The sequence below is a fragment of the Methylobacterium sp. Leaf465 genome, from assembly GCF_001424705.1.
Classification (GTDB): Bacteria; Pseudomonadota; Alphaproteobacteria; order Rhizobiales; family Beijerinckiaceae; genus Methylobacterium.
The window spans coordinates 21,918-48,722 of record NZ_LMRA01000006.1 but is presented as its reverse complement, the minus strand read 5'-3'; the positions used below and the strand labels follow the sequence as shown (position 1 = coordinate 48,722).

At 72.8% G+C, this 26,805-nt stretch carries 28 protein-coding genes; 18 read left to right on the top strand and 10 right to left on the bottom strand.

Translation table 11 applies throughout. The annotated features are described in order from the left end of the window. Positions 1–213: 213 nt before the first annotated feature. A complete protein-coding gene (locus ASG51_RS05790; protein WP_156389585.1) occupies positions 214–870 on the top strand; it encodes a protein-L-isoaspartate O-methyltransferase in 657 nt (218 codons plus the stop codon). Between the two features lie 119 nt (positions 871–989). After that, a complete protein-coding gene (locus tag ASG51_RS05785; protein ID WP_056379676.1) occupies positions 990–2,360 on the top strand; it encodes a M23 family metallopeptidase in 1,371 nt (456 codons plus the stop codon). An 87-nt stretch (positions 2,361–2,447) separates the two neighbouring features. Here the strand turns inward: ASG51_RS05785 and ASG51_RS05780 are convergent, their stop codons facing one another. Both ASG51_RS05780 and ASG51_RS05775 read right to left on the bottom strand, forming a co-directional pair. Next, positions 2,448–3,590, bottom strand: a complete 1,143-nt coding sequence (locus tag ASG51_RS05780) for a polyamine ABC transporter substrate-binding protein (protein WP_056379674.1) — start codon at positions 3,588–3,590, stop codon at positions 2,448–2,450. Next, positions 3,587–3,946, bottom strand: a complete 360-nt coding sequence (locus ASG51_RS05775) for a RidA family protein (RefSeq protein ID WP_056216442.1) — start codon at positions 3,944–3,946, stop codon at positions 3,587–3,589. Before ASG51_RS05775 ends, ASG51_RS05780 begins: the two co-directional genes overlap by 4 nt. A 322-nt stretch (positions 3,947–4,268) precedes the next feature. Between ASG51_RS05775 and ASG51_RS05770 the strand changes: the two genes are divergently transcribed. Beyond that, complete coding sequence (locus ASG51_RS05770) at positions 4,269–4,535, top strand: GlsB/YeaQ/YmgE family stress response membrane protein (protein WP_056185315.1); 267 nt, start codon at positions 4,269–4,271, stop codon at positions 4,533–4,535. Between the two features lie 110 nt (positions 4,536–4,645). On the opposite strand, the gene ASG51_RS05765 is transcribed toward ASG51_RS05770, so the two are convergent. After that, positions 4,646–4,864 carry a DUF2892 domain-containing protein gene (locus tag ASG51_RS05765; protein ID WP_056379672.1) on the bottom strand — a complete coding sequence of 73 codons (219 nt, stop codon included), beginning with the start codon at positions 4,862–4,864 and terminating at the stop codon, positions 4,646–4,648. Positions 4,865–4,980: 116 nt separating this feature from the next. After that, the gene (locus ASG51_RS05760; protein ID WP_082513895.1) at positions 4,981–5,883 is read right to left on the bottom strand and encodes a DUF3108 domain-containing protein; all 903 of its coding nucleotides are present in this window, start codon (positions 5,881–5,883) and stop codon (positions 4,981–4,983) included. Between the two features lie 140 nt (positions 5,884–6,023). Between ASG51_RS05760 and ASG51_RS05755 the strand changes: the two genes are divergently transcribed. From ASG51_RS05755 to ASG51_RS05725, 7 genes are all read left to right on the top strand, one after another. Continuing rightward, positions 6,024–6,689, top strand: a complete 666-nt coding sequence (locus tag ASG51_RS05755) for a DUF1045 domain-containing protein (protein ID WP_056349882.1) — start codon at positions 6,024–6,026, stop codon at positions 6,687–6,689. 12 nt (positions 6,690–6,701) lie between these two features. Further along, entirely contained in the window at positions 6,702–7,331 is a 630-nt protein-coding gene (locus ASG51_RS05750) for a DapH/DapD/GlmU-related protein (RefSeq protein ID WP_056379669.1), read from the top strand. A gap of 92 nt (positions 7,332–7,423) precedes the next feature. Then, positions 7,424–8,218 (top strand): phosphonate ABC transporter ATP-binding protein, encoded by a 795-nt coding sequence (gene phnC / locus ASG51_RS05745; protein ID WP_056216433.1) that lies wholly within the window; start codon positions 7,424–7,426, stop codon positions 8,216–8,218. 30 nt (positions 8,219–8,248) lie between these two features. After that, positions 8,249–9,175 carry a phosphonate ABC transporter substrate-binding protein gene (gene phnD, locus ASG51_RS05740; RefSeq protein ID WP_056216431.1) on the top strand — a complete coding sequence of 309 codons (927 nt, stop codon included), beginning with the start codon at positions 8,249–8,251 and terminating at the stop codon, positions 9,173–9,175. Between the two features lie 48 nt (positions 9,176–9,223). Next, positions 9,224–10,102: a phosphonate ABC transporter, permease protein PhnE gene (phnE, locus tag ASG51_RS05735; RefSeq protein ID WP_056379668.1), complete on the top strand. Its 879-nt coding sequence runs from the start codon at positions 9,224–9,226 to the stop codon at positions 10,100–10,102. After that, positions 10,099–10,950, top strand: coding sequence for a phosphonate ABC transporter, permease protein PhnE (gene phnE / locus ASG51_RS05730; protein WP_056349885.1), 852 nt, complete (start codon positions 10,099–10,101; stop codon positions 10,948–10,950). Before phnE (ASG51_RS05735) ends, phnE (ASG51_RS05730) begins: the two co-directional genes overlap by 4 nt. A 381-nt stretch (positions 10,951–11,331) precedes the next feature. Then, a complete protein-coding gene (locus ASG51_RS05725) occupies positions 11,332–12,192 on the top strand; it encodes a universal stress protein (protein ID WP_056379666.1) in 861 nt (286 codons plus the stop codon). Between the two features lie 522 nt (positions 12,193–12,714). On the opposite strand, the gene ASG51_RS05720 is transcribed toward ASG51_RS05725, so the two are convergent. The 3 genes from ASG51_RS05720 to phnF form a co-directional block, all read right to left on the bottom strand. Beyond that, positions 12,715–13,230, bottom strand: a complete 516-nt coding sequence (locus ASG51_RS05720; RefSeq protein ID WP_056277790.1) for a DUF1993 domain-containing protein — start codon at positions 13,228–13,230, stop codon at positions 12,715–12,717. A 65-nt stretch (positions 13,231–13,295) separates the two neighbouring features. After that, a complete protein-coding gene (locus ASG51_RS05715) occupies positions 13,296–15,248 on the bottom strand; it encodes a YgiQ family radical SAM protein (RefSeq protein ID WP_156389591.1) in 1,953 nt (650 codons plus the stop codon). 256 nt (positions 15,249–15,504) lie between these two features. Next, positions 15,505–16,251 carry a phosphonate metabolism transcriptional regulator PhnF gene (gene phnF / locus ASG51_RS05710; RefSeq protein ID WP_056277797.1) on the bottom strand — a complete coding sequence of 249 codons (747 nt, stop codon included), beginning with the start codon at positions 16,249–16,251 and terminating at the stop codon, positions 15,505–15,507. Positions 16,252–16,420: 169 nt separating this feature from the next. Here phnF and phnG point away from each other — a divergent pair, with 169 nt between their 5' ends. From phnG to phnN, 8 genes are read left to right on the top strand one after another with little or no spacing between them, the layout of a single operon-like run. Further along, positions 16,421–16,864 (top strand): phosphonate C-P lyase system protein PhnG, encoded by a 444-nt coding sequence (gene phnG, locus ASG51_RS05705; RefSeq protein WP_277996198.1) that lies wholly within the window; start codon positions 16,421–16,423, stop codon positions 16,862–16,864. Next, positions 16,864–17,526, top strand: coding sequence for a phosphonate C-P lyase system protein PhnH (gene phnH, locus ASG51_RS05700; RefSeq protein WP_056379661.1), 663 nt, complete (start codon positions 16,864–16,866; stop codon positions 17,524–17,526). Before phnG ends, phnH begins: the two co-directional genes overlap by 1 nt. Then, complete coding sequence (locus tag ASG51_RS05695) at positions 17,517–18,656, top strand: carbon-phosphorus lyase complex subunit PhnI (protein ID WP_056379659.1); 1,140 nt, start codon at positions 17,517–17,519, stop codon at positions 18,654–18,656. Before phnH ends, ASG51_RS05695 begins: the two co-directional genes overlap by 10 nt. Continuing rightward, a complete protein-coding gene (locus ASG51_RS05690) occupies positions 18,653–19,582 on the top strand; it encodes an alpha-D-ribose 1-methylphosphonate 5-phosphate C-P-lyase PhnJ (protein WP_056277808.1) in 930 nt (309 codons plus the stop codon). Before ASG51_RS05695 ends, ASG51_RS05690 begins: the two co-directional genes overlap by 4 nt. Continuing rightward, a complete protein-coding gene (phnK, locus tag ASG51_RS05685; protein ID WP_056277811.1) occupies positions 19,582–20,352 on the top strand; it encodes a phosphonate C-P lyase system protein PhnK in 771 nt (256 codons plus the stop codon). Before ASG51_RS05690 ends, phnK begins: the two co-directional genes overlap by 1 nt. Then, a complete protein-coding gene (gene phnL, locus ASG51_RS05680) occupies positions 20,349–21,056 on the top strand; it encodes a phosphonate C-P lyase system protein PhnL (protein ID WP_056379656.1) in 708 nt (235 codons plus the stop codon). The genes phnK and phnL overlap by 4 nt, the downstream gene beginning before the upstream one ends. 23 nt (positions 21,057–21,079) lie before the next feature. Beyond that, positions 21,080–22,222: an alpha-D-ribose 1-methylphosphonate 5-triphosphate diphosphatase gene (locus ASG51_RS05675; protein ID WP_056379654.1), complete on the top strand. Its 1,143-nt coding sequence runs from the start codon at positions 21,080–21,082 to the stop codon at positions 22,220–22,222. After that, positions 22,222–22,758 carry a phosphonate metabolism protein/1,5-bisphosphokinase (PRPP-forming) PhnN gene (gene phnN / locus ASG51_RS05670; RefSeq protein ID WP_056379652.1) on the top strand — a complete coding sequence of 179 codons (537 nt, stop codon included), beginning with the start codon at positions 22,222–22,224 and terminating at the stop codon, positions 22,756–22,758. Before ASG51_RS05675 ends, phnN begins: the two co-directional genes overlap by 1 nt. Before the next feature lie 122 nt (positions 22,759–22,880). Here the strand turns inward: phnN and pnp are convergent, their stop codons facing one another. From pnp to ASG51_RS05655, 3 genes are all read right to left on the bottom strand, one after another. Continuing rightward, positions 22,881–25,052 (bottom strand): polyribonucleotide nucleotidyltransferase, encoded by a 2,172-nt coding sequence (gene pnp / locus ASG51_RS05665; RefSeq protein ID WP_056349910.1) that lies wholly within the window; start codon positions 25,050–25,052, stop codon positions 22,881–22,883. A gap of 206 nt (positions 25,053–25,258) precedes the next feature. Beyond that, positions 25,259–25,528, bottom strand: coding sequence for a 30S ribosomal protein S15 (gene rpsO / locus ASG51_RS05660; protein ID WP_055950756.1), 270 nt, complete (start codon positions 25,526–25,528; stop codon positions 25,259–25,261). A 218-nt stretch (positions 25,529–25,746) separates the two neighbouring features. After that, positions 25,747–26,802, bottom strand: a complete 1,056-nt coding sequence (locus tag ASG51_RS05655) for a low specificity L-threonine aldolase (RefSeq protein ID WP_056216398.1) — start codon at positions 26,800–26,802, stop codon at positions 25,747–25,749. Positions 26,803–26,805 lie beyond the last annotated feature (3 nt).

Here is a 26,805-nt window from a genome sequence, read left to right as displayed (position 1 = left end):
CTTGTGGGGAGGCGTGGGAGGTGGGGGTGGCTGGGTGACCCGCGACCGACTGAGGCCAGCGGAGCGACCCCCACCCCTGCCCCCTCCCCGCAGGGGGGAGGGGAACGCGTTCCATTCGAATCCGAGCCGCAACTCTGAGCAGCCGCACCCGGGACAAGCCGTCCCCCCTGCGGCACACACCCAGAGACAATGGGCCTTCTTCGAGAATCAGCCATGATGCACGAGGGCTCGATCGAGGATGCCGCCTTCGTCATGGCCCTGCGGGGCCGCGGCGTGCGCGACACCGACACCCTGCGGGCGATGGAGCGGGTGCCGCGCGAGCGCTTCGCCCCGGCCCGGCACCGCGACCTCGCCCGGCGCGACCTTGCCCTGCCCCTGGCCTGCGGGCAGACCATGACGGCGCCGACCACGGTGGCGGCGATGCTGAAGGCCCTGGGCCTGCGCCCGGGCGCCCGCATCCTCGAGATCGGCACCGGCTCGGGCTACGTCACCGCCCTGCTGCTGCGGCTGGGCGCTGCCCATGTGCGCAGCCTCGAGCGCTACGCCACCCTGGCGGACGAGGCCCGCGACAACCTCGTGCCGGAGGACCGGCCGCTCGCCACGATCACCGTCGGGGACGGGCTGCACCCGGCGACCCTGCGGGGGGCGGAGCCCTTCGACCGCATCCTCCTCAACGGGACGGTGCCGGCGATTCCCGGGCACTTCGGCGACCTGCTCGGCCCCGGCGGCCGCCTCGTCGCCCCGGTCGGCCGGCCCGAGGCAGCGGGCCTCGTCACCTGGACGCGGGGACCGGACGGCACCCTGGACGTCCGCCCCGGCGCGGCCGTCCGGCTGGCGCCGCTCACCCCCGGGCGCGCCGGCCTCCTGTAGCGCGAAAGGTTCCGGTGGAGCCCCGTCCGTGCCGCGAACGTGGTGAATCGGAACGGTTGCTTAACCTGAATCGGGTTTGAATGACGTCATCAAGTTGCGTCAGGCAAACAGGTGCGTCGATGCGGGTTCGCGGGACTGGTCGAGGGTTGAGGACGCTGTCGCGTTTCGCGCTCATCGGCGTGATTGGAGGCGGTGCGGCCGCCTGTTCTTCGGATGCGTCCCGGTTGGGCGATCCCTTCGGCAATCCATTTGCCTCGAACCTGTCGAGCGAGCCCGCCGCGACGGGCAGCCTGCCCGACGGCGAGATCGCCCCGGCGCCGGTGGTGCGCACCAGCCGCATCCAGTCCCAGGCCCTCGGGGCCCCGGGCGCGGCTTCCTCGCCGGCGGCCATGTCGCCCCGCCCGATGGCGGCGGCCCCCGCCCCGGCCCGGCCCCAGACCACGCGTCTCGCCTCCACCGAGCCGGTCTCGGCCGGCATGACGGGTTCGGCGGTCTCGGGCATGAATCCCGATGCGGCCCGCATGAGCACCCGCGCGGTGCCCGCCGCGCCGGCCCCGAAGGTGATCGACCGGGCCGCCGAGAAGCGTGCCGCCGACGCCCGCCGCGAGGCGGAGGCCCGCGAGGCCGCCGAGGCCAAGGTCGAGGCCAAGCGCCAGGCCGAGGCCGCCAAGCTCGCCGAAGCCCGCAAGGTCGTGGAGGCTGCGAAGGCCTCCGAGACCCGCAAGGCCTCGGAGAAGGCGGCGGCGGCCGCCAAGCTCGCCGAGACCAAGGCGGCCGAGGCCCGCAAGGCCCATCCCCGTCCCGGTCAGGCCGTCGCCAAGGCCGAGGACAAGGCGGTCCGCAAGATCGAGATCAAGGAAGCCAAGGCCGAGGTGAAGGCCGAGGCGAAGGCGGACGCGGCCAAGGACGCGGCCAAGAAGGCCGAGGCGGCCCGCAAGACGGCCGAGGCCGAGGCGGCCAAGCTGGCCAAGGCCGACGCCGCCAAGGAGGCCGCCCGCAAGGTCGCCGAGGCGAAGGCCGCGGAGGCCGCCGCCAAGGAGGCCGCCAAGGCGCCCGTGAAGGTCGCTGCGGTCGAGGCGCCCAAGGCAGAGCCGGCGAGCACCGGGTCGGTCGCCGCCTCCGAGCAGTCTTTCCGCTGGCCCGCCAAGGGCCGGGTGATCTCGGGCTACGGCACCTCCGGCAACGAGGGCATCAACATCTCGGTGCCCGAGGGCACCGCGGTGAAGGCCGCCGAGGACGGCACCGTGGCCTATGCGGGCTCCGACGTGAAGGGCTACGGCAAGCTCGTCCTGGTGCGCCACTCCAACGGTTACGTCTCGGCCTACGCCCATAACGGCGAGCTCGACGTGCGCCCCGGCGAGAAGGTCAAGCGTGGCCAGACCATCGCGAAGTCCGGCGCCTCCGGCAACGTGACCTCGCCCCAGCTCCACTTCGAGATCCGCAAGGGCGCGACCCCGGTCGACCCGATGCCCCACCTCGCCAGCAACTGACCCCCCCCCGGTCGGAGCGTCCGAAAACACGAAACGGCGGTCCCTCGGGGCCGCCGTTCTTGTTTGGGGGTCCGGTCGGCGACGGCCTCAGCGGCCGGTGCGCACCCGGGTCCAGCTCCGGGTGACGAAGCGCTGGGTGCGGTCGTCCCAGGCGGTGTTGCTGGCGAGGCGCTGCATCGTCGCCTCGTCCGGGTAGATGCCGGGATTGGCCAGGATCTCAGGCTTGACGAACTTCCGGGCCGCCGCGTTGCCGCTGGCGTAGGAGACGAAGTTGGTGTTGGCCGCCGCCACCTCGGGCCGCATCAGGTAGTCGAGGAAGCGGTGGGCCTCGGCGGGATGGGGGGCGTCCTTCGGGATCGCGAGGGCGTCGAACCACATCAGCGCGCCCTCGCGGGGGATGACATAGCCGATCTCGACCCCGTTCTTGGCCTCCTCGGCCCGCTTGCGCGCCTGCATGATGTCGCCGGAATAGCCGACCGCCAGGCAGAGGTCGCCGTTGGCCAGCCCGTTGATGTATTCCGAGGAGTGGAACTTGCGCACCGAGCCGCGGACCTTGAACAGGGCGTCGGTGACCTGGGTGATGTCGTCCCAGCGCTTGGAATCCGGCTTGAAGCCATAGAACGGCAGCAGGCTCGGGATCAGGTCCTCGGGGGAATCGAGCAGCATCACCCCGCAATCCTTGAGCTTGGCCATCAGGCCCGGATTGAGGACGAGGCCCCAGCTGTTGAGGGGCTGGTTCGCCCCCAGGCGCTCGCGCACCTGGGCGAGGTTCACGCCGATGCCGGTGGTGCCCCACATGTAGTCCACGGCGTAGGTGTTGCCGGGGTCGTAGGTGGCGAGCCGCGCGGCGATCTCGGGCCAGGCATGGACGAGGTTGGGGATCCGGGCCTTGTCGAGGGGCTGGAACACGCCCGCCCGGATCAGCCGCTGCAGGAACGGCCCGGAGGGGGCCACCACGTCGTAGCCCGAGCGCCCGGCCAGCAGCTTGGTCTCGAGGATCTCGTTGTTGTCGTAGGTGTCGTACACGACCTTGATCCCGGTCTCCCGGGTGAAGGCGTCGAGCACCTTCGGGTCGATGTAGTCCGACCAGTTGTAGATGTTGACCACGCGCTCGCCCTGCGGCGCGGGCGTCTGCGCCCGGGCCCCCGGCAGGCCGGGCGGCAGGGCGGCGAGCGCCCCGGCGACCAGCCCCCCGGACAGGAGCGCGCGGCGGGTGCCGGCTCGGCTCATGCCTGTCCTTTCGCGGCCACGACCACGATCTCGACAAGGTATTCGGGGGCGGCGAGCTTGGCCTCCACCGTGGCGCGGGCCGGCGGGTTGTCCTTCGCCACCCAGGCGTCCCAGGCGGCGTTCATCTCCGCGAAGGTGGCGATGTCGGCCAGGTAGATGGTGGCGGTGAGGATGCGGCTCTTGTCGGTGCCGGCGGCCGCCAGCAGGCGGTCGATCTCGCCCAGGATCTCCTGGGTCTGCGCGGTGACGCCGGCGCCCACCACCGTGCCGGCCACCTGGCCCGCGAGGAAGACCATGTCGCCGTAGGTGACGGCCTGGCTCATGCGGGGACCGGATTCGAAGCGCTGGATCGTCATGGCGGGGATACGTGCCTCTCGCGTGTCGGCCGCGGGATGCCGCGGGGCACCCCTGGAATGCCCCCTTGGCATCCCGGCTCGGGGCAAGCGTTGTGCCGCGTCGGGGACCCGAACGTAAAGGCCCCCCGCGCCCGGCGCGCGCGGCGAACCGGCCGCGCCGGATCGGCGTTTCCGTCCACGTGACAAAGTCCCGTCGTGCGGCGCAACTCATCCCGCGGGTGCGGCGTTCTCACCCCATGCGCCAAGGCCAAGGCTCGAAAGCCGGCCCCTGCCGCCAGTGACGTCCGACCCAGAGGGTTCGGCCAAGTTCGAGGATCAGCTCATGGGTATCATCTGGACCATCATCATCGGCTTTCTGGCCGGTGTCATCGCCAAGTTCATCATGCCGGGCAGCAACGAGCCCGGCGGCTTCATCCTGACCACGATCCTCGGCATCGTCGGCGCCTTCGTCGCCACCTTCCTCGGCCAGGCGCTGGGCTGGTACGGTCCGAACCAGGGCGCGGGCCTGATCGGCGCCGTCGTCGGCGCCATCGTCGTGCTGGCGATCTACGGCTTCATCCAGGGCCGCCGCTCGACCACCACGCTGTAAGGCCAGCGACGTCCGAAGCCCGAAACGAGACGGGGCGCCTCACCGAGGCGCCCCTTTTTCGTGTCCGGTCGCGATCCGCCCGATGCCGTGGGCACCGGGCGCGGGGCCGGTCAGGCCTCGGTGGCGGCCTTGACGGCGCAGTGGCCGGTGGCGCCGCGGATGGCGAGGCCGGCGCCGACCACGAGGGCCGCGAGGCTGAGCCACTTGTTCGGGCGCGGCTGCGCGGCGGCGGCGGCGATGCCGAGGCCGAGCACCACCGAGACGGCGCGCTCCGTGGTGGTGAGGTTCGGGGTGCCGCTGAAGATGTCGTGGATCATCGCATTGGGCATGCTGGCGTCTCCTGTGCTGCGTCGCGGGGCGAACGCGGCGGGGGAACGGGCGTTCCACCGCCGGCGTGCGGGGCGGCACGAGGTCGTCGCCGGGGCCGGTCCCAGCCACGCCCCAGCTAGCGGGCGTTGGGCAGCCGCACGGTCACCCCGGGCCTCGCCGCCGGGGCGTCCGGGCCGGCCGGCGGCGCCCCGCCCCAGCGGGTCGCCTCGATGTGCACCGAGCCCCAGCCGGTGGCGATCGTGATCGACAGCGGCAGCAACAGCGCCCCGTCGAGGATCGGGGCGAAGCGCACCCGCATGTCGTCGTTGGCGGCCATGCGGCGGACGTTGCTCCCGCCGGAGCGGTGCCCGGAGATCGGCACCCAGCGCACCCGGCAGTCGAGGGCGGGGCCGCGATAGGCGCCCTCCGTCACCGTGGCGAGGCTGCCCCGCGACAGCACGAGGTCGGCCCGGCTCGCCCCGTCGAAGACCGGGATGCGCCGGTCGCACAGGCCGGGGTCCAGGGGAGCGGTCCCGAGGGGAATCGTCAGCATGGTCAGGGGGTCGACCACGCCGACCCTGTCCTCCGGCGCCACCGGGACCCGGTCGTCGCGCGGGGTCGGGGGCGGCGCGACGCTGGCGCTGCGCACGCGCCCGCCGGCGAGGTCGAGTTCCACCGCGATCGGCTTGCCGCCGTAGCGGCTGTCGATCCGGAAGGTGGCGGTGACCGCGCCGGCGCGATTCGTCGACCCCGCGACGGTGGCCTTGCCGGCCCCGTCGAAGAAGAAGCCGGCGAGGCCGCGCAGGCCCGCCTCGAGCTCGAGGGCGTAGCGGGCGTCCGCCCGCTCGACCGCGAGGCTCGCCTCGCCCGCCGGCAGGTTCAGGAAGCTCAGGCCGTAGGCGGCCGTGAAGCGGCGCGTGGGCGCCTCCCCCGCGGCCTGCGCGCCGGCCCCGCCGGCCACCAGCAGGGCGGCCGCCAGGGCAAGGGAGGGCGGGGTCAGGGTCCGGATCTGTCTGTGCCTGCGCGCGGACACGGCCATCGCCTCATCGCGCCTCGGACGGCGCCCAGCCTGTCATATCGGCGTCGGGCGCCCGTGGTATGCGCGCTTCGGCACCTCGCGCGCGGGCGCATCCCGTGCGGCCCACCCCGCCCCTCGCGTGCCGCCAGGACACGACCCCGTTGGACCGACCCGCCCGATACGCCCTGTACTTCACGCCCGCCCCCGGCTCGGCCCTGGCCGCCTTCGGCGAGGCGATCCTCGGTCCCGGCCCGGCGCCCGGCCCGGAGGCGCTCCGGGCGATCCTGGCCGCCCACACCGCCGAGCCGCGCACCTACGGCTTCCACGCCACCCTGAAGGCGCCGATGCGCCTCGCCCCCGGCGCCACCGAGGCCGATCTCCTCGCGGCGGCCGAGGCCCTGGCCGCGCACCGGAGCCCCCTGCCCGTCGGCCCCCTGCGGGTCGCCGCCCTCGGGGCCTTCGCCGCCCTGGTGCCGGTTGCCCCCCCGGCCGCCCTCGGCCTCCTCGCCGCCGAGTGCGTCGCGGCCCTCGATCCCCTGCGCGCGCCCCTCACGCCCGCCGAGCGGGCCCGCCGCCGCCCCGAGCGCCTCGATCCCCGCGGCCGGGCGCTGCTGGAGCGCTGGGGCTATCCGCACGTCTTCGAGGCCTTCCGCTTCCACATGACGCTCACCGGCCCCCTCGGGCCGGAGGACGGGGCGACCGCCCTGCCCCTGCTGGCCGCCGCCGCCGCGGGCCTGCCCGACCTGACGGTCGATGCGGTGAGCGTGGTCGTCCAGGACGGCGCGGGCCCGTTCCGCCTCCTGCGCCGCCTCCCCTTCCCCGCCTGACAGGATCGCCCGATGGTCTCCGATCGCCTCGGCCTCGAACCGGCCGTCCACCCGACCGCCGAGCTCTCGGCGTGCCGCCTCGGGCGCTACACCGAGGTCGGCGCGCGCACGCGCCTCAGCGAGACGCATCTCGACGATTACACGTACATCGTCGAGGACGGGCAGGCGAACCACACCACCATCGGCAAGTTCTGCTCCATCGCCTCCCACGTGCGGATCAACCCCGGCAACCACCCGATGGAGCGGGCCTCGCAATCCCACTTCACCTACCGGGCCGGCGCCTACTGGCCGGGGGAGGAGCGGGACGAGCCCGCCTTCTTCGCCCGGCGCCGGGCCCTGCCCGTCCGCATCGGCCACGACGTCTGGATCGGCCACGGCGCCGTCATCCTGGCCGGGCGCACCATCGGCACCGGGGCGGTGGTGGGCGCCGGCACGATCGTGACGCGGGATGTCGCGCCCTACACCGTCGTGGTCGGCAATCCGGGCCGGGTCGTGCGCCGCCGCTTCCCCGAGGCGATCGCCGAGCGCCTGCTGGCCCTGGCCTGGTGGGATTGGGACCACGCCCGCCTGCGCCGCGCCCTGCCGGACTTCCGCGCCCTGTCGATCGACGCGTTCCTGGAGCGCTACGAAGCAGAGGCCTGAGACTTCCGGCTCTCGATTAGCCGAACAACTGTCATGATCCTGTCGTGCCCCGCGGGTTTACCGGCGTTCATCGTGAAGCGCCGGATACCCGCATGCTGATCCTCGAAGATCTGACGCGCCGTTACGGCGACCGCCGCGCTGTGGAGCGCGTCTCCCTCGCCATCCCCCGCGGCCGCTTCGTCGGCGTGATCGGGCGCTCGGGCGCCGGCAAGTCGACCCTGCTGCGGATGATCAACCGCCTCGCCGAGCCGACGGGCGGCCGCATCCTGTTCGACGGCCTCGACGTCACGGCCCTGCGCGGGCGGGACCTGCGGCGCTGGCGGGCGCGCTGCGCCATGATCTTCCAGCAGTTCCACCTCGTCGGCCGCCTCGACGTGCTCAGCAACGTCCTGATGGGCCGGCTCTCGGAGGTGCCCCGGCACCGCGCGCTGCTCAAGCTCTGGTCCGAGGGCGAGCGCGCCCTGGCCCTGGCCGCCCTCGACGGCTTCGGCATGGGCGACTTCGCCGGGCACCGGGCCGACCAGCTCTCCGGCGGCCAGCAGCAGCGCGTCGCCATCGCGCGGGCGATGATGCAGGCCCCCGACCTGATCCTGGCCGACGAGCCCGTGGCCTCCCTCGACCCGCGCAACACCCGCATCGTCATGGACGCCCTGGCCGAGGCCAACCGGCGCCACGGCATCACGGTCCTGTGCAACCTGCACTCCCTGGATCTGGCCCGCACCTATTGCGACCGCCTCGTCGGCCTCGCCGACGGCCGCCTCGTGTTCGACGGCGCCCCCGCCGACCTCACCGAGGACGTCGCCCGCCAGCTCTACGGGCTGGAGGCGGGCGAGGTCATGGACGCGCCCGCGCGCCGCGCGCCCTACCCCGCCGCCCTCGTCGCCTGAGTCCTGAAACCCTCCATCCGGGAGTTTCCCATGCTGACCCGCCGATCCCTCGCCGGAGCCCTCGCGCTCGCCCTCCTCGCCGCGCCCGCCGCCGCCCAGGACTGGAGTGCGGCCTATCCGGAGCTGACCCTGGCGGTGATCCCGGCCGAGAACGCGTCGGGCACCACCGATCGCTACGCGCCGATGACCGCCTACCTGTCGAAGGCCCTCGGGGTGCCGGTCAAGCTGCGCATCGCCAACGACTACGCCGCCGTGATCGAGAGCCAGCGTGCCGGCAACGCCCAGCTCGCCTTCTACGGCCCCGCCTCCTTCGCCCGCGCGGTGATGACCGGCGTCAAGGTCGAGCCCATCGTCAACCAGCGCCACAACACCGGCGCCTCGGGCTACTATTCGGTGGTCTACGTGCGCGCCGACAGCCCCTACAAGACGATCGAGGACCTCAAGGGCAAGAACCTGGCCCTGGTCGACCCGAACTCCACCTCCGGCAACCAGGCGCCGCGCTTCTTCCTGAACAAGGCCGGCTACCCGGTCGACACGGTCTTCGGCAAGACCGTCTATGCCGGCAGCCACGAGAACGCGGTCCTCGCCCTGGTGCAGGGCACCGTGGACGCGGCGGCCAACCTCTACAACACCGACACCGACACCATGGTCACCCGCATGGCCGCCAAGGGCATGCTGAAGAAGCCCGACGGCACGCCGATGAGCCAGGCCGATTTCCGCGTGGTGTTCAAGTCCGACTTCCTGCCCGAGGGGCCCTTCGCCATGCTGTCGAGCCTGCCCGACGCCCTCAAGGCGAAGATCCGCGAGGCCCTGGTGGCGATGCCCACGGCCGACAAGGCGGCCTTCGACCGGCTCTCGGACGGCAAGGACCAGGGCCTCACCCCCGTGACCCTGAAGGACTACCAGCCGATCATCGAGATGCTGAAGTTCAACGACGACCAGCGCCGCAAATCTTGACCGGACCCGTCACGAGCCGTGGGCGCGGGGGCGCGCCGGGGACGACCGATGCCTGAGCGGATCGCGCCCCTGCCCCCGGACCGGGCCGCCGCCCTGGCGGGGGCCTACGACGCCGCCGTCGCCGCGACCCGGCGCCGGACCTGGGCGGGCCTCGCCGGGCTCGTCGTCCTCACCGGGCTCGCCGCCTGGGCCGCGGAGGTGCGCCCCTGGGTGCTGGCGACCCATCTCGGCCGCTTCACCGACTACATCGTCCAGATCCTGCCACCCCTGACCTGGGCGAACCTGCCGGGGGACCTGGCCGAATGGTACTGGGGCGGGCCGAAATGGCTGGGGCTCCTGGGGGAGACCCTGCTGATGGCCTATCTCGGCACCCTCCTGGGGGCGATCGGCGGCGTCCTCCTGTGCTTCTCCGCCGCCGCCAACGTGACGGGCAGCCGGACGGCCTGCATCCTGGTGCGGCGCGGGCTCGAATTCTGCCGCACCGTGCCCGAGATCGTGTTCGCGCTGCTCTTCGTCATAGCCTTCGGCCTCGGGCCGATGGTGGGCGTGCTGGCCCTGGCGATCCACAGCACGGGGGCGCTCGGCAAGCTGTTCTCGGAGGTCGTCGAGAACATCGACATGCGGCCGGTGGAGAGCCTCACCGCCGCCGGGGCCGGGCGGATCGAGACCCTGCGCTTCGCCGTGCTGCCGCAGGTGCTGTCGAACTTCGTCTCCTACGGGCTGCTGCGCTTCGAGATCAACGTGCGGGGTGCCGGCGTCATGGGCTTCGTCGGCGCCGGCGGCATCGGACAGGAGCTCCTCGTGGCGATCCGCAACTTCTACTACGCCGACGTCAGCGCCATCCTGGTCCTGATCATCCTCACCGTGATGGCGATCGACCTCGGCACCGAGCGCCTGCGCCACGGGCTGCTCGGGGGCCTGCGATGACCGGCCCCGACCCGACCCCGGCCGAGATCGCCGCCCTGCGCCGGCGCTTTCCCGACAGCTTCCGACCGGCCTGGCGGGGGCGCCTCCTGGCGGTCCTGGCGCTGGCCGGCCTCGCCGCCCTGGCGGCCTACGCCCTGGTGCGCCTCGATGTCTCCGGCGCGCGCCTGCTGGCCGGCCTCGGCCGCCTCGGCGAGTTCAGCCTGCTGATGTGGCCGCCCGAGACCGGCGGCCGGGCCTTCGCCTTCCTCCAGGCGCTGGCCGAGACCCTCGGCATCGCCTTCATCGGCACGCTGACGGCCGCGCTCGTGGCCTTTCCGGTGGCGTTCCTGGCCGCCCGCACCGTGGTGCCGAACCCCTTCGTGCACTTCACCGTCCGGCGCGGCCTCGACGTGATGCGCTCCGTCGACGTGCTGATCTGGGCCCTGATCTGGATCAACGTCGTCGGGCTCGGCCCCTTCGCCGGGGCGCTCGCCATCGCGTGCGCGGATGTCGGGGCGCTGGGCAAGCTGTTCTCCGAGGCGGTGGAGACCGCCGACGCCAAGGCCGGCGAGGGCGTCTCCGCCTCCGGCGGCACCGCGCTGCACCGCATCCGCTTCGGGCTGATCCCGGCGGTGCTGCCGGTGCTCGGCAGCCAGGTGCTGTACTTCTTCGAATCGAACACCCGCTCGGCCACCATCATCGGCATCGTCGGCGCGGGCGGCATCGGCCAGTATCTCAGCGAGCTGATCCGCGTCCTCGAACTGCGCCAGGTCGCCTTCCTGATCCTGATGATCCTGGTGACCGTGGCCCTCATCGACGCCGTCTCGGGACGCCTGCGCCGGGCCCTGATCGGCGGGGCCGCGCGCTAGGCGGTCGGTCCCGCGGCGAGATGGGGCGGATCGGGTCTGACGCGGCCCGGATCGTCCGCCCCGGGCCGGCCGGTCGCCGCATGGGGGATCGAGCCGCCGGGCGAACGTCCGAGGCATCGGCGCATCTCGCCGAGGGCGGGCGCCGTCGGGGACGTCCTGCCGGAAAGCTCCCGGGTCGGGACGTCATCGCAGGGGCGGGCTGTCCCGCGCATCCCAGGCCTTCCCGGGTCCGTGGTGGTGCGTCTCGTCTTCGCGGCACGCAGTGGAAATCCCGCCCGGCCGCGTTCGCCGGGATCGGGCCTGCGCGATGACTTGAGGTGGATCAAGGCGGATCGTTCGAAACCGGCCGAGGCTGAGGGCGGCTCAATCGGGAGACGAACGATGTCCCAGGCCGTTCCTTCGCCGCTCTCTGCCATCCGCGACATCCTCGTCGGGACCGCCATCGAATCCGACCGCCCGGAGGCCTCCGCCGCCATCGGCTACGGGCTGACCCTCGCGAGAGCCGCGGGCGCCCACCTGACGGTCCAGTCGGCCTCGTGGCGGCTGACCGGCGACGATGCCTGGCTCGGCGCGTTCGACCTCGACGGCGTGGCCGCCATCGACCGGCGCCTCGATGCGCTGGCCCGCTCCGTCGCGGACCGCGTGGCCGGGGATGCGGCGCAGGCGGGCGTGATCTGCACGGTCGAGACGCCGAGCCTGCCCTTCCCGGAGATCGTGGGCCGGCTCGCGAGGCAGGCGCGCCTGCACGACCTGACGGTCCTCGACGCGGGCTCCCGGACCTACGACATCGACCGCGAGATCGTCGAGAAGGCCCTGTTCATCAGCGGACGCCCCGTCATCGCCGTGCCGCCGGGCATCGAGGCCTTCTCCGCGCAGCGGATCGTCGTGGCCTGGGACGGCAGCGCGCAGGCGGCGCGGGCGGCCAACGACGCGCTGCCGTTCCTGCGCGCGGCCGAGGTGGTGGAGATCGTCTGCGTCGCCGACCCGGAGGACCTCCATGCCGCCGTGCCGGGCGCCGAGTTCGCCCCCCATCTGGCGCGCCACGGCGTGGCCGTCACGGTCGTCGACCTGCCGGTGGCGGACGGCATCGCGGAGACGCTGTGCGACCGGGCGCGGATGCTCGGGGCCGACCTGATCGTGGCCGGCGCCTACCGGCATTCCCCCATCCGGGAGTTCTTCTTCGGCGGCGTCACCCGGGCGCTCCTTCGGGGCAGCCCGGCGGCGCTGTTCCTAGCCCATTGAGATTCCTGGCCCATTGAGGTTCCTGGCCCATTGAGGAGGGCTTCCATGACGATTCCGAGACGACACGTCGGCGGTCGGACCCCGGGACGGGGGGCGCGGGCGAGCGATCCGCCCCGGCCCGGCCCGCGCCGCGCGGGGGAACCGGCATCCCCGGTCCGGCCCGCGCCGCCCGCCGCACCGGCGGTCGCCGGGGATGCCTGCCGAGATCCGTGCCGAACTCCTCGCCCGGATGATTGGATGCGCCCGATGGACGAGGACGACCGGCGCGCGCGGGACGCCGCCTGGGGCTTCGTCGAGTGAGTTCGGGACGTCGTCGGCCCGCCCGCATCCCATCCTCTGCCCGGGGACAATCGGTCCCCGGGCCGGGACATCCTGGCTCGTCCCGCGCGCCCCGGCCTTGATCCCGCCCGGCCGTCACGATCCGGGTCCTGCCGGGGGGGCGGATCGGCCGCCACGGCGTCCACCGGCAGGCCGGCGACGAGCGCCCGGTCTCGGGTTTCGGGGTTCGGGCGCCTGGCGCGCCTACTTCGCCGTGGGGAGGGTCGGCGGGCCCAGATGCTGGAGGTAGTCGATCTTGCCGAGGCCCACCCCGGCGCTGCGGAGGATGCCGTAGGCGGTGGTGACGTGGAAGAAGAAGTTCGGAAGCGCGAAGCCGGTGAGATACGCCTGCCCGCTGAAGCGGTATCCCATGCCGTTCGGGAACTTCAGCTCCACCTCGCGCTCGGCGCTCAAGGCGGCCGGATCGACGCCCTCGACGAAGGCGATCGTCCTGGCACAGCGCGCCTGGAGTTCGGCGAAGGTCGTCTCGACGTCGGGCATCGCGGGCGCCTCGATCCCGGCGAGCCGGGCCACCGCGTTCTTCGCGCTGTCGGAGGCCATCTGATACTGGGCCGGCAGGGGCTTCATGTCCGGCGCCAGCCGCCGGCCGATCAACGCGGCCTCCGGCTGTTCCGATGCCGCCTTGTCGAGCCACGCGCTCATGCTGCGCAGGGCGTTGACGAAGATCGGGACGCTGACGTCGCGGATGGGGATGCTCATCCGGGGGACGTAGGGCACCTGTCGCCCCGGATGCGGTGAGACCGCGCACATGGCGCGCGGGACCGTCACTTCCGCAGCGGCACGCCCTTCGTGGTGAAGCGCGGCGCGCCCGGATGGCGGGCGGGGTGCGGCTGGCCCCGCCCCTTGCCCGCCCCGGAGCCCGTTCCCGACGGCTGCGAGACCGGAACCAGCTGGTCCGGCCGCGGCCCGATGAGATCCGCCCGGCCCATCGCCCGCAGCGCCTCGCGCAGCAGGGGCCAGTTCTCGGGGTCGTGATAGCGCAGGAACGCCTTGTGCAGCCGGCGCTGCCGCAGCCCCTTGATCGCGTCGACCGGTTCGCTGCCGCCGCGCCGCACGCCCTGCAGGGGGTTGATCTCGGTGTGGTACATGGTCGTCGCCGTCGCCATGGGCGAGGGCAGGAAGGTCTGGACCTGATCGGCGCGGTAGTCGTTCTTCTTGAGCCAGAGGGCGAGGTTGAGCATGTCCGCGTCGGTCGTGCCCGGATGGGCCGCGATGAAGTACGGGATCAGGTAGTACTTCTTCCCGGCCTTCTGGGCGGCGGCGTCGAACATCTCCTTGAAGCGGTCGTAGGTGCCGATGCCCGGCTTCATCATCAGGTCGAGGGGGCCGCGCTCGGTGTGCTCGGGGGCGATCTTGAGACGGCCGCCGACGTGGTGGGTCACGAGCTCCTCGACGTATTCGGGGCTCCGGACCGCGAGGTCGTAGCGCACGCCGGAGGCGACCATCACCTTCTTGACGCCCTCCACCTCGCGGACCTTGCGGTAGAGCCGGATCAGGTCGTCGTGCGAGGTGTTCAGGTTCGGGCAGATGTCGGGGAAGACGCAGGACGGCAGCCGGCAGGCCGCCTCGATCTTCGGGTCCTTGCAGGCCATCCGGTACATGTTCGCCGTCGGCCCGCCGACATCCGAGATCACGCCCGTGAAGCCCGGCGTCTTGTCGCGAATGTGCTCGATCTCGCGCAGGATCGAACCCTCCGAGCGGTTCTGGATGACGCGGCCCTCGTGCTCGGTGATGGAGCAGAAGGTGCAGCCGCCGAAGCAGCCGCGCATGATCGTCACCGAGAACTTGATCATGTCCCAGGCGGGGATCTTGGCGTCGCCGTAGGACGGATGGGGCGCGCGGGCGTAGGGCAGGTCGTAGACCGCATCCATCTCGTCGCTGGAGAGCGGGATCGGCGGCGGGTTCAGCCACAGGTCGCGGTCGCCGTGGCGCTGGACGAGGGGGCGCGCGTTGCCGGGATTGGCCTCCCGGTGCAGCACCCGCGAGGCGCGGGCATAGGCCTCCTTGTCGTCCTTGACCTCGTCGTAGGCGGGGAGCCGGATCACGGTCTCGCCGGGGCGGCGGCTGGCGGCCTCGTCCGCCGAATCGAGGTCGTCGGCGGGCAACTCGGTGTAGGGCTCGGGCACCCGGCGGAACAGGGCGACGCCCCGGACGGAGTGGAGATCCTGCGGGGCCTCGCCGGCCGCGAGGCGGTTGGCCACCTCGACCACGGCGCGCTCGGCATTGCCGTAGAGGAGCAGGTCGGCCTTGGCATCCGCCAGGATCGAGCGGCGCACCTTGTCGGACCAGTAATCGTAATGGGCGATGCGGCGCAGCGAGGCCTCGATGCCGCCGAGGATGATCGGCACGTCCTTGTAGGCCTCGCGGCAGCGCTGCGTGTAGACGATGGTGCAGCGGTCCGGCCGGGCGCCGCCTTCGCCTCCGGCCGTATAGGCGTCGTCGCTGCGCAGGCGCCGGTCCGCCGTGTAGCGGTTCACCATCGAATCGAGATTGCCGCCGGTGACGCCGAAGAACAGCGTCGGCCGGCCCAGGGCCTTGAACGGCTCCGCCGATTGCCAGTCCGGCTGCGCGATGATGCCGACCCGGAAGCCCTGCGCCTCGAGCAGCCGGCCGATGATGGCCATGCCGAAGCTCGGGTGGTCCACGTAGGCGTCGCCCGTCACCAGGACGATGTCGCAGGCGTCCCACCCGAGCCGGTCCATCTCGGCGCGGCTCATGGGCAGGAACGGCGCCGCCGTCCGGTTCAGCGGCGGCGTGCAGGCGAGGGGAGCCACGGAGCGACTCACGGGAGCTTGGAGGTCCATGGGGCCCGTGCATAGCCCGCCCGGGCCGCGATCTCAACGAAGCCCGCGGCGGCCGGGTGCCGCGACCACATCGAACCGGCCGCGAAGCCGTGCCCGTCCGCCTCGTCCGTCTCCTGGCCTTTCCCGTACTGCCAGCACGTCGCCCGCCCCGGCCGAATCGGAGCCCGCCTCACTCCACCACCAGCTCCACCCGGTCGGCGGCGAAGAGGCTGCGGGTGGCCTGGATGCGGGTGCCCGCGCCGTCCACGTTCACGCTGGACAGGGCGATCAGGGTGCGGCCGGGGGCGATGTCCAGGCGCTCCGCCTCCTCGGGGCTGGCCGGGCGGGCACCGATCCGGGTGGAGAGCCGGGTGTAGTCGGCCACCCCGAAGCCCGCATAGGCGCGGGTGAGCGAGCCGCTGGCGGCGTAGGCGGCGTCGAAACCGGTAAAGCGCGGCAGGGGCAGGCAGGTCCGGGCCGTCGAGATCGGGGCGCCGTCGGCCCGGTGCACGGTGAGGAGTTCGAGGATCGGCGCGCCCGGGGCGATCCCCAGGGCCTCGGCCCAGTCCGCATCCGCCGGGTTGGTGGCGGCCGCGATCAGGTCGCCCCAGGCCTCGCGCCCGGTGCGCGAGACGATCTCGGAGAAGCGGGTGCGCGGGCCGATCGGGTAGGCGATCGGGCCCTGCTCCACGAAGCTGCCCCGCCCCTGCGTGGTCCGCACCAGCCCGCCCTCGGCGAGCACGCCGAGCGCCCGGCGCACCGTGTGCCGGTTCACGCCGAAGCGCGCGGCGAGCGCCGACTCGGCCGGCAGCTGCGCCCCGGCCGCCAGGGTCCCGCCGCGGATCTCGTCCGCCAGGGCGTCCGCGATCTGCCGCCAGGCGGCGAGGCCGCCCCCGCGCTGGAGCGCCGTCACGCGGCTGTCGCCCGCCTCGGTCATGGGTGGCTCGCGTGCGTCGTCTGCATGGTGTCCTCGAAAGGCATGGTGTCCTCGAAATGCACGGCGTCCTCGAAAGCCCTTGCGCCCGATCATCCACTTGTCTACACATATAGACAGGTTTGGAGACCGACCGATGCCGAGCGCCAGCCAAACACCACCCGGGCCCGGGATGCCAGACCTTGCCCCGCGCCAGCGGGCGATGGCGCGGGCCGGCCAAGCCTCCGCGGACGAGTTGCTGGCCGCCCTGGCGCGGGCCGGCGCCGCCCCCGAGGCGGAGGACCTGCGGGCGCCCGAGACGGGCCTCGTCATGGTCCGCGGGCGGATCGGCGGCGACGGCCGGCCCTTCAACGCCGGCGAGGCCACGGTGACCCGGGCGGCGGTGCGCCTGCCCGGGGGCGAGACCGGCTTCGCCTACCATCTCGGCCGCGACCGGGCCCGCGCCCGCCTCGCCGCCATCCTGGATGCCCACTGGCAGCGCCCGGAGGCGCGGCCCGCTCTCGAGGCGGCGCTGGCGGAGATCGCCGGCCGCCGGGTGGAGGCGGCGCAACGGGCCGCCCGGAAGGCGGCGGCCACCCGGGTCACCTTCTTCACCCTGGCGCGGGGCGAGGATTGATGGCCCACAGGCTCGCCCCCGGCTTCGCCGATCCCGTCCACGAAGGCCAGGCCGTCTTCCGCGCCGCGATGGAAGCCCTGAGCCGGCCCGGGCGGATCCGCCCCCTGGTCACCGCCCTGGCGCCCCCCGGCCCCCTCACTCCCGAGCTCGCGGCCCTGGCCCTGGCGCTGACCGACGCCGACACGCCGGTCTGGCTCGATGCGCCGCTCCGGGCGGACCCGGCGGTCGCCGGCTTCCTGCGCTTCCACACCGGGGCGCCCCTGGTCGCGGCCCCCGCAGAGGCCGCCTTCGCGCTGATCGCCGATCCGGCCCATTGCCCGCCCTTCACGGATTTCGCCCAAGGCACCCCCGCCTACCCGGATGCCTCCGCCACGCTGATCCTGGCCGTCGACACCCTCTCCGACGAGGCAGGGCCGGGTTTCACGGGGCCGGGTTTCGCGGGGCAGGTTTTCGCGGGACCCGGCATCCGCGGCACGGCGCGGCTCGACGCCGGCCCCCTGCCCGCCGACTGGGCCGCGCGCTGGGCCGCGAACCATGCGGGCTTCCCCCTCGGGATCGACTGTCTGTTCGTGGCGCCGGGCCGCCTCGCCGGGCTGCCGCGCTCGGCCCGGCCCGTCGGCGCCGAAGCTTCGCCGGGTTCGGAGGCTCTGCCATGTACGTAGCGGTCAAGGGCGGCGAGGCCGCCATCGACAACGCCCACCGCCTCCTGGCCGAGGTCCGGCGCGGCGACCCGGCCGTGCCCGAGCTCACCGTGGCGCAGATCCGCGAGCAGATGCGCCTCCTCGTCGACCGGGTGATGACCGAGGGCTCCCTCTACGATCCCGATCTGGCCGCCCTCGCCCTGAAGCAGGCCCGGGGCGACGTGGTCGAAGCGGTGTTCCTGGTGCGGGCCTACCGCACCACCCTGCCGCGCTTCGGCGCCACCGAGCCGGTCGACACCGGCGCGATGACCCTGGCGCGGCGCATCTCCGCCACCTTCAAGGACCTGCCCGGCGGGCAGGTGCTCGGCCCGACCTTCGACTACACCCACCGCCTCGTGGATTTCGGCCTGGCCGACGGGGATTCGCGAGACCGCTCCCCCGATCCCGCCGCCGAGGCGGAGCCGGAGGCCGATGCCGCCGCCTGCCCGCGGGTCACCGACCTCCTGGGGCAGGCCGGCCTGCTCGAACCTTCGCCCCCGGACGCGGGCGCCCCCGTGGGCGACCTCACCCGCGAGCCGGTGGACTACCCCGTCGACCGGGCGGTGCGGCTCCAGGCGCTGGCCCGGGGCGACGAGGGCTTCCTCCTCGCCCTCGGCTACTCGACGCAGCGCGGCTACGGCCGCACCCACCCCTTCGTCGGCGAGATCCGGGTCGGGGCGGTGGACCTCGAATTCACCCCGGAGGAACTCGGCTTTCCGGTCGGCCTCGGCACGGTGGACCTGACCGAGTGCCAGATGATCAACCAGTTCCACGGCCACGGGGCGGTGCCGCCGCAATTCACCCGGGGCTACGGCCTCGTCTTCGGCCAGGGCGAGCGCAAGGCCATGGCCATGGCCCTGGTGGACCGCTCGCTCCGGGCCGCCGAACTCGGCGAGGCCGTGGCGGTGCCGGCCCAGGACCAGGAATTCGTGCTGGCCCATTGCGACAGCCTGCAGGCCACGGGCTTCGTCGAGCACATGAAGCTGCCGCACTACGTGGATTTCCAGGCCGAGCTCGACCTGGTGCGGCGCCTGCGCGCCGAGCACGCCGCCCGGGCGGCGGCGCCTCCGCCCGAATCCGACGAATCGCCGCTGCGGGAGGCCGCCGAATGAACCCGTCCAACCCCGCCGCGGCGCCCGCCGCCGTCACCGTCTCGGCCGGCCCCGGCTACAGCTTCGCCTATCTCGACGCGGGCACGAAGCGGATGATCCGCCGGGCCATCCTCAAGGCCATCGCGATCCCGGGCTACCAGGTGCCCTTCGCCGCCCGCGAGATGCCGATGCCCTACGGCTGGGGCACCGGCGGCGTGCAGGTCACCGCCGCGATCCTCGGCGCCGCCGACGTCCTCAAGGTGATCGACCAGGGCGCCGACGACACCACCAACGCGGTCTCGATCCGGCGCTTCTTCACCGCCACCGCGGGAATCGCCACGACGACGCGCACGGCCGAGGCCAGCGTGATCCAGACCCGCCACCGCATCCCGGAGGCGCCGCTCGTCGAGGGGCAGGTCCTCGTCTACCAGGTGCCGATCCCCGAGCCCCTGCGCTTCCTCGAACCGCGCGAGACCGAGACGCGCCAGCTCCACGCGCTGGCCGAGTACGGCCTCATGCACGTGAAGCTCTACGAGGACATCGCCCGCCACGGCCACATCGCCACCACCTACGCCTATCCGGTGGAGGTGGCCGGCCGCTACGTGATGGACCCCTCCCCGACCCCGAAATTCGACAACCCCAAGATGGACGACTGCCCCGCCCTCCAGCTCTTCGGCGCTGGGCGCGAGAAGCGCATCTACGCGATCCCGCCCTACACGCGGGTGCGCAGCCTCGACTTCGAGGACCACCCCTTCCGGGTCCAGAGCTTCGACCGCCCCTGCGCCCTCTGCGGCGCCGAGGGCGTCTATCTCGACGAGGTCGTCCTCGACGATGCCGGCGGGCGGATGTTCGTCTGCTCGGACACCGACCATTGCGAGAGCCGCCTTGGCGAGAGCTGCCTTGGCGAGACCCGCCGCGCCGACGGCCAGACCGGGGAGGCCGCGTGATGGACCCGCTCCTGAGCGTCGAGGGCCTGACCAAGCGCTACGGCCGGCGCCTCGCCTGCGACGGCATCGGCTTCACTCTCGACCCCGGCGAGGTCCTGGCGGTGGTCGGCGAATCCGGCTCCGGCAAGTCGACCCTGCTCTCGCTCGTCGCCGGCGAGGTCGCGGCCGATGCCGGATCGGTCGCCTACCGCATGCGCGACGGCGCGACGCGCGACCTCGATACGCTGAGCGCGGTCGAGCGCCGCGCGCTCATGCGCACGGATTGGGGGTTCGTGCGCCAGGACGCGACGCAGGGCCTGCGCATGGCGGTCTCGGCCGGGGGCAATGTCGGCGAGCGCCTGATGGGCATCGGCGACCGCCATTACGGCCGCATCCGCGCCACCGCCCTCGACTGGCTCGCCCGGGTCGAGATCGCCCCCGACCGGGTCGACGACCCGCCGACGCGCTTCTCCGGCGGCATGCGCCAGCGCCTGCAGATCGCCCGCAACCTCGTCACCGCCCCCCGCCTCGTCCTCATGGACGAGCCGACCTCGGGCCTCGACGTCTCGGTCCAGGCCCGCCTCCTCGACCTGATCCGGGGCCTGGTGGCCGAGCTCGGCCTCGCGGTCATCATCGTCACCCACGACCTGGCCGTGGCGCGCCTGCTCTCGCACCGCGTCCTCGTCATGCGGGCGGGCCGGGTGATCGAGACCGGCCTGACCGACCAGGTCCTCGACGATCCGCAGGCCGCCTACACCCAGCTCCTCGTGTCCTCGGTGCTCGCCGCATGACGCCCCCCCTCCTCGCCTTCGAAGACGTGGCCAAGAGCTTCACCCTGCACCTGCGCGGCGGCGCCGTGCTGCCCGTCATCGCCGGCGCCACCCTGGCGGTCCGTCCGGGCGAGTGCGTCGTGCTCGGCGGTGCCTCCGGCGCGGGCAAGTCCTCCCTGCTGAAGATGGCCTACGGCAACTATCGCTGCGCCGCCGGGGCGATCCGGGTCCGCGACGGGGCCCGCATCGTCGACCTCGCCACGGCCGCGCCGCGCGAGATCCTGGGGCTGCGCCGCACCACGCTGTCCTACGTCTCGCAGTTCCTGCGGGTGATTCCCCGGGTCGGCGCCCGCGCCGTGGTGGAGGCCGCCGGCCTCGAGGGCGGCCTCGCCCCCGCGGCGGCCCGGACCCGGGCGGGCGACCTCCTGGCCCGCCTCAACCTGCCCGAGCGCCTCTGGGCCCTCCCGCCCGCAACCTTCTCGGGGGGCGAGCAGCAGCGGGTGAACATCGCCCGCGGCCTCATCGCCGACCGGCCCATCCTGCTCCTGGACGAGCCCACCGCCTCCCTCGACGCGCGGAACCGCGCCGTGGTGGTGGACCTCATCACCGAGAAGCGGGCCGCCGGCACCGCCATCCTCGGCATCTTCCACGATGCGGACGTGCGCGAGGCGGTGGCGACGCGCATCGTCGACGTCTCGGCCTTCCACGGGGCGCTGGCGGCATGATTCGGGATCGGGAACAGGCAAGCATGACGGACCGGGTCCAGATCCTCGAGAACGCCCGCCTGGTCCTGCCCGACCGGGTCGAGGACGGCTGGCTCGCCGTGGTCGACGGGCGCATCGCCGAGATCGGCACCGGTCGCGCCCCCGAGCGCGGCCTCGACTGCGCCGGCGACACCCTCATCCCGGGCCTCGTCGAGCTCCACACCGACCACCTGGAAAGCCACTACGCCCCGCGCCCCGGCGTGCGCTGGCATCCCCTCGGGGCGGTGCTGGCCTACGATGCGCAGATCGCGGCGTCGGGCATCACCACGGTGTTCGACTCGCTGCGCGCCGGCACCGACCCGGACGGCAGCGGCCTCGGCACCGAGCTGGAGCTGCTCGCCGCCGCCCTGGCGGAGGCCGGGGAGGCCGGCCTGTTCCGGGCCGAGCACCGCACGCACCTGCGCTGCGAGATCCCCTCCCCCGACGTGGTCGAGACCGTGCGCGCCTTCGTCGGGCGCTACCCCATCGGCCTGCTGTCGCTGATGGACCACACGCCGGGTCAGCGCCAGTTCCGTGACGTCGACAAGTACTACGTGTATGCCGGGCGCGGCGGCCGCTCCCTCGAGGAGATAAAACGCAGCACCGCCCGCAAGATGCGCGACGGCCGCGCCCTCAACGCCGTGAACCGGCCCGCCCTGGTGGCCCTCGCCCACGCGCACGGCATCCCCCTCGCCAGCCACGACGACACCACCCTGGCCGATGTCGCGCTGTCGCGGGAGGAATCGGTGGTCCTCGCCGAGTTCCCCACCACCCTGGAGGCGGCGGAGGCTTCGCACGCGGCCGGCATCACCGTGATGATGGGGGCGCCCAACCTGATCCGGGGCGGCTCGCATTCCGGCAACGTCGCGGCCCATACCCTGGCGGAGGCCGGCACCCTCAGCATCCTGTCCTCGGACTACGTGCCGGCGAGCCTGCTGATGGCGGCCTTCGGGCTGCCCGAGCGCGTCCCCGGGATCACCCTGCCGGACGCCATCGCCACCGTGACGGCGAACCCCGCCCGCGCCACCGGCCTGACCGATCGCGGCCGGCTGGCGCCGGGCCTGCGCGCCGACCTCGTCCGCGTCCGCCTCGCCCGGGGCGTGCCGGTGGTGCGCCAGGTGTGGCGCGCCGGCGAGCGGGTGGTGTGATGGCGGGCGGCTTCGCCCTCGTGGTCGGCCCGAGCGGGGCCGGCAAGGACACCCTGCTGCGGCTGGCGCGGGACGCGCTGGGCGGTGATCCCCGTTTCGTCTTCCCGCGCCGCCTCATCACCCGCGCACCCTCGGCCCACGAGGACAACGTCGCCCTCACGGAGGAGGCCTTCGCCCTAGGCGCCGCCGCCGGCGCCTTCGCCCTGCACTGGCGGGCGCACGGTCTCGGCTACGCGATTCCCGGCAACGCCGTGGAGCCGGCGCGGGCCGGACGGCTGGTGGTCTGCAACGTTTCCCGCCGGATCGTCGAGGAGGCGCGGCGGACCCTGCCACAGGTCGGCGTCGTCGCCATCACGGCGGCCCCCGAGGTGCTGGCCCGGCGCCTCGCCGCCCGCGCCCGGCCCGAGGACGGCGACCTGCGCACCCGCCTCGACCGCGTCGTCCCGATCGCGGCCGAGTGCACGATCTGGAACGATCGCGATCCGGACAGCGCCGCCGCCGTGCTGGTCGCGCACCTGCGGGAGCGGGCGGCCTGAGCCTCGGCCGATCGCCGGTCAAGGCGCTGTCCAAACGAGAAGAGCGCGGCCCCGGCGGGACCGCGCTCTTCTCGTTCTGACCGTGCGGCCGGGCGCTCGCGCACCCGGCCGGATCGGATGGCCTACGCCTCCTGGCGAGGTCCGCGGGCGCGATCCTGCTCGGCGTTGCGCTCGGCCTTGAGCTTCTCGGTGAGGTCCTCGCCGGTCTCCTGGTCGACGACCTTCATGGACAGGCGGATCTTGCCGCGGTCGTCCTGGCCGAGGAACTTCACCTTGACCTTCTGGCCCTCCTTGACGACGTCCGTCACCTTGGCGACCCGCTGGGCGGCGAGCTCCGAGATGTGGACGAGGCCGTCCTTGGCGCCGAAGAAGTTCACGAAAGCGCCGAACTCCATCGTCTTCACGACGGTGCCGTCATAGATCATGCCCGGCTCGGCCTCCGCCACGATGGACCGGATCCAGTTGTAGGCGGCCTTGATGGCCTTGCCGTCGCTGGAGGCGATCTTCACCGTGCCGGTGTCGTCGATGTTGATCTTGGCGCCGGTCTTCTCGACGATCTCGCGGATCACCTTGCCGCCGGTGCCGATCACTTCCCGGATCTTGTCGGTGGGGATCTGCATGGTCTCGATGCGCGGCGCGTACTCGCCGAGCTCGGGACGGGCATCGGTCAGGGCCTTCGCCATCTCGCCGAGGATGTGGACGCGGCCTTCCTGCGCCTGATGCAGGGCGACCTTCATGATCTCCTCGGTGATGCCCGCAATCTTGATGTCCATCTGCAGCGAGGTGATGCCGGCTTCCGTGCCCGCCACCTTGAAGTCCATGTCGCCGAGGTGATCCTCGTCGCCGAGGATGTCGGACAGCACGGCGTAGCGCTCACCCTCAAGGATGAGGCCCATGGCGATGCCCGCCACCGGACGGCGCAGGGGCACGCCCGCATCCATCAGCGACAGCGAGGCGCCGCAGACGGAGGCCATCGAGGAGGAGCCGTTGGACTCGGTGATCTCGGACACGACGCGGATCGTGTACGGGAACTCGTGGGCCGGCGGCAGCACGGGGTGTACGGCGCGCCAGGCGAGCTTGCCGTGGCCGATCTCGCGACGGCCCGGGGAGCCCATGCGGCCGGTCTCGCCCACCGAGTAGGGGGGGAAGTTGTAGTGCAGCAGGAAGGTCTCCTTGTAGGTGCCTTCCAGCGCGTCGATGAACTGCTCGTCCTCGCCGGTGCCGAGGGTGGCGACCACGAGGGCCTGGGTCTCGCCGCGGGTGAAGAGCGAGGAACCGTGGGCGCGGGGCAGCACGCCGACCTGGGACTCGATCGGGCGCACGGTGCGCACGTCGCGTCCGTCGATGCGGGACCCCGTGTCGAGGATGTTCCAGCGCACGACCTTCGACTGCGCTTCCTTGAACGCGGCCTTGACCTTCTCCGCCGGGAAACGGGCCTCGCCCTCGGCGGGGCAGAGCGCGGCCACCACCTTCGCCTTCACGGCGTCGACGGCGGCGTAGCGCTCCTGCTTGACGGTGTTCTTGTATGCGGCGCGCAGGTCGGCCTCGCACACGTCGAGGACGGCCTGCTCCACGTCGCCGTTCTCCGGCGCCTGGAAGTTGCGGGGCTCCTTGGCGGCCTTCTCGGCGAGGCGGATGATCGCCTCGATGACCGGCTGGAAGTGCTTGTGGCCGAACATCACGGCGCCGAGCATGACCTCCTCGCCGAGTTCCTTGGCCTCGGACTCGACCATCAGGACGGCGTCCTGGGTGCCGGCGACGACGAGGTCGAGGGTCGAGGCCTCGAGGTCGGCCACGTGCGGGTTCAGGGTGTACTGGCCGTTGACGTAGCCGACGCGGGCGGCGCCGATCGGGCCCATGAAGGGCACGCCCGACAGGGTCAGGGCGGCGGAGGCCGCGACCATCGCGAGGATGTCGGGGTCGTTCTCGAGGTCGTGGGTCAGGACGGTGACGACCACCTGGGTGTCGTTGCGCCAGCCCTCGACGAAGAGGGGGCGGATCGGGCGGTCGATCAGGCGGGAGACCAGGGTCTCCTTCTCGGACGGACGGCCTTCGCGCTTGAAGTACCCGCCGGGGATTCGGCCGGCGGCGTAGGCGCGCTCCTGGTAGTTCACCGTGAGGGGCAGGAAATCGATGCCGGCCTTGGGCTCCTTGCCGGACACGACGGTGGCGAGCACCGAGGTCTCGCCGTAGGTCGCCATGACGGAACCGTCGGCCTGGCGGGCGACCTTGCCCGTCTCAAGGACGAGCTTGCGGTCGCCCCACATCAGCTCTTCGCGTTGGATATCGAACATATGTCTAGCCTTCCTGCGGTCGGGCGAACCCGGCGCCGTCAGGGGCAAGATGGCGGGGGGCGCCGCGCGCCGCGCCCCCCGCGATCCTGTCCCCGACGCATCCGCCTTCAAGTCGCCCGGGTCTTCGGGTGGCCGGACCCATTCCGGCAGCCCGAACTGTCAAAACGCGGTCCCGGGCCGGGCCCGGAACCGCGTGAACGCCGTGTTTAGCGGCGGATGCCGAGACGCTCGATGAGGCTGCGGTAGCGGGCCTCGTCCTTGCGCTTGACGTAGTCGAGCAGCGAGCGGCGCTGCGAGACCATCTTCAGGAGTCCGCGGCGGGAATGGTTGTCCTTGCCATGGGTCTTGAAGTGACCGGTGAGGTTGGTGATCCGCTCGGTGAGGATCGCCACCTGGACCTCCGGAGAACCGGTGTCCTTGCCGCCGGTCGCGTATTCCTTGATGAGCGCGGTCTTGCGCTCTGCCGTGATCGACATCGCAGTGCCTTTCGGTCCGGGTTTTCGGAAACGGGCGGCCTCGTCAGGAGGGCCGCGCCACGCTCGCGGAAGGCCGGTGCCGGGATGTCGTCCAGCACGGTCAGGCCCACAAGCAGCTTGTGCCCCGGCCCCGTTCATACGGGTCGGAGCGGCGCGGACCATACACGAAACCGGCCCTGACGCCAGCCCTCCGTCCGTCGCAGGGAGAAATCGACGTCTCAGGCCGCCACGGAGACCGAGGCGCCCACGGCGCGGATGTCCGCCGCCAGGGCCTCGATCCGGGCCGGGTCCGAATCCCAGGCGAACATGAAACGGGCACCGCCGCCGATGAAGGTGTAGAAGCGCCAGCCCCGGGCGCGCAGGGCCTCGAGGTGCTCGGGCGCGGCGCGCAGGAACACGGCGTTGGCCTCCACCGGGAACATCAGGTCGAAGGCCGCCACATCGGCCACGGCGGCGGCGAGGCTCTGCGCGCAGGCATTGGCGTGGGTCGCGTGACGCAGCCAGGCCCCGTCCTCCAGCACCCCGACCCAGGGAGCGGAGAGGAAGCGCATCTTCGAGGCGAGCTGCCCCGCCTGCTTGCAGCGGTAGCCGAAATCCTCCGCCAGGGCGGCGTCGAAGAACAGGATCGCCTCGCCCGCCGCCATGCCGTTCTTGGTGCCGCCGAAGCAAAGGAGGTCGACGCCGGCCTTCCAGGTCATGTCGGCGGGGCTGCAGCCGAGGCTGGCACAGGCATTGGCGAAGCGCGCTCCGTCCATGTGGAGGCGCAGGCCGAGATCCCGGCAGGTGGCGGCGATCGCCCGGATCTCGGCGAGGCTGTAGAGCTGCCCCGTCTCGGTGGGCTGGGTGATCGTGACCACGCGGGGCTTGGGGAAATGGATGTCCGAGCGCCCCGTGGCGACGCCCCGGATCAGGGCCGGGTCGAGCTTGCCGTCGGGGCTCGCTACCACGAGCAGCTTCGAGCCGTTGGAGAAGAACTCGGGCGCGCCGCACTCGTCCGTTTCGACATGGGCCGAGGCCGAGCAGATGACGCTGTGGTAGGATTGGCAGAGAGAGGCCAGGGCCAGGGCGTTGGCGGCGGTGCCGTTGAAGGCGAAGAAGACGTCGGCGGCGTCCGTCTCGAACAGGGTCCTGAAGGTGTCGGCCGCCCGCTTCGTCCACGGGTCTTCGCCGTAGGCCGGTACCGAGCCGCGATTGGCCGCGTCCATGGCGGCCCAGGCCTCGGGGCAGATGCCGGCGTAGTTGTCGCTCGCGAATTGCTGGGGCTCGGGGGGCATGGG